2 protein-coding genes are annotated in these 2,408 nt (G+C 40.0%); both read right to left on the reverse strand.

Annotated features, from left to right (window positions below; translation table 11 throughout):
* On the reverse strand, positions 1-813 hold an 813-nt coding region (locus tag AC6F75_RS08330), incomplete at its 3' end, for an arginase family protein (protein WP_500714544.1).
* Between the two features lie 3 nt (positions 814-816).
* On the reverse strand, positions 817-2,408 hold a 1,592-nt coding region (locus tag AC6F75_RS08335), incomplete at its 5' end, for a DNA topoisomerase (RefSeq protein WP_500714545.1).

A 2,408-nucleotide genomic window follows, 5' to 3' on the forward strand; every position in this document is an offset into this window, starting at 1 on the left:
TGCACTGACTTTATTGCTAATTCCGGCATATCTTGATATGGCACAAACCTCTCTGCCGTTCAATCCATTTGGCGAATTGTTATCTATATAACTAAGTTCTGCGCTTTTTATTGCAGAAATATCCAAACTAATCAAATCTGCGTCTCTAGTTATAGGCTCTACTTGATGCAAGTTATTTACAACTTCACCGAGTCTGACAGCATCAAAATACAGTCGGTCAATCAATGTGATTTCATCTGCAGGGTTGTAATAGGATTGATAACCTACAGCACTGTAATTAAACAAGTTGTATGGTTTATCGATAACCATTTTACCCACATAGGACACATTTGAAATGGGGGCCTCAGCATTTCCAATGTCAAATCTGCTGTCGATATTAACATAGTTGATCATTTTGTTGAAGCTGTCGTAAGCCCTATAAATGGGGTAAATTAAATCCTGACCGCCTCCCAGAACTACCGGAATGATTTTATTTGCAAGTAAATCGGTTACAATTGTTTTTAAGGCAAAATAGGTGTCTTCAACATTTTCGCCGGGAGCGATATCTCCCAAATCTGCTATTTTATGATGCCAATTGCCTGCATAAAGTGAATAAAACGCCTTTCTGATGGAATCAAAACAAGGAAACCCTCCTCTAAAGTTAATAGAGTTGCGTGCTTCCTTAACACCAAAGAGCGCTATTTTACAACCGGAAATTTCAGGAAATCCATTGCGTTGAGAATGTATCACAATCTGTTTGCCCAAAACTTGTTCAGGTAAAATTTCACGATGTGCTAAAACTGTTTTGCTGACAGGAGTAAAAAACTCTTGCATAAATTATTTTTTCTTGGTGGTTTTCTTTTTGGCGGCTTTTTTCTTCGGTGATTTACTGTCAATCAACGACTGCGCTTCTTCAAGTGTCATTTTTTCAACCTTGGTGTCTTTTGAAAGCTCAACCTTGGTTTTTCCTTTAATCAGGTTAAACCTGCCCCAACGGGCTTTTTCAATAGTGATGCCTTGCTCTTTCCACACTTTTACCACTTTTTCTTTTTCCTTTTGAAGTTTGTCTTCAATCAGGGTTTCAATATCGTTTTGGGAAAGGTCATCAAAATCATATTTTTTGCTCACATTGATGAACATATCATTCCATTTGATAAAAGGTCCAAATCTTCCGACACCTTTTTGAACCGGCTTACCTTTATAGGTTGCAATGGGTGCATCAGCTTTTTCTTTTTCACCTATGAGTTCTTTTGCAGTTTCAAAACTAACTTCTAGCGGGTCAACACCTTTAGGTAGGGAAACAAACTTTTTGCCATAACGCACATAAGGTCCAAACCTGCCGTTGTTTACCTCAACTTCTTCGCCATTGACTTGTCCTAATTTTCTGGGAAGCTTAAATAAATCAAGTACTTCTTCAAGTGTAATGGTATTTAATTGCTGGTCGGGCCTAAGGCTGGCAAATTGTTTAACTTCATCATCGGGAGCGCCTATTTGTGCCATTGCACCAAATTTCCCCAAACGCACCAATATGGTTTTTCCGGTTTCGGGGTGTTTCCCCAATATACGCTCACCGCTTTCGCGTTCAGCGTTTTTCTCAACATCAAGAACTTGCAGGTGAAAATCCTTATAAAAATCACGCAGCATTTCTGTCCACTTTTCATTGCCGTCTGCTATGTCATCAAAGTCCTGCTCGACTTTTGCCGTAAAATTGTAATCCAATATGGTTTTGAAATTCTCCACCAAAAAGTCATTGACAATCATACCGATATCAGTAGGCACCAGTTTTCCTTTGTCTGAACCTACCATTTCCGAAAGTGTTTTTTCTGAAATGTTTTCTTTTTTCAAGGAAAGCATTCTGTATTTTCTTTCTTCACCTTCTATAGTGCCTTTTTCTACATAATTGCGCTGTTGTATTGTAGAAATCGTGGGTGCATAAGTTGAAGGGCGACCAATGCCCAGTTCTTCCAGCTTCTTTACCAAAGCCGCTTCCGTATAACGCGCCGGCGGTCTGGAGAAACGCTCTGTTGCGGTGATGTAGTTGTTTTGAAGTTGCTCTCCTTCTTTCAGGTTGGGCAGCATACCTTCCTGCTCTTCATCTTCATTGTCTGTACCTTCCAGATAAACTTTAAGGAACCCGTCAAATTTTATCATTTCGCCATTGGCGGTAAACTCATTGTTATGTGTGGAAGCTGCAATGCGCACGTTGGTTCGCTCCAATTGGGCTTCACTCATTTGAGAAGCGATGGTGCGTTTCCAAATCAGTTCATACAAGCGCGACTGGTCCCGTTCCAAATCTATGGAATGAACAGAAATGTCTGTGGGCCTTATGGCCTCATGGGCTTCTTGGGCTCCTTTTGATTTTCCTTTGAAGTTTCTGGGTTCACTGTATTTTTCACCAAATTCAGAAATAATTTCAGCTTTGGCAGCAT

The sequence above is a fragment of the Planktosalinus sp. genome, assembly GCF_059864935.1.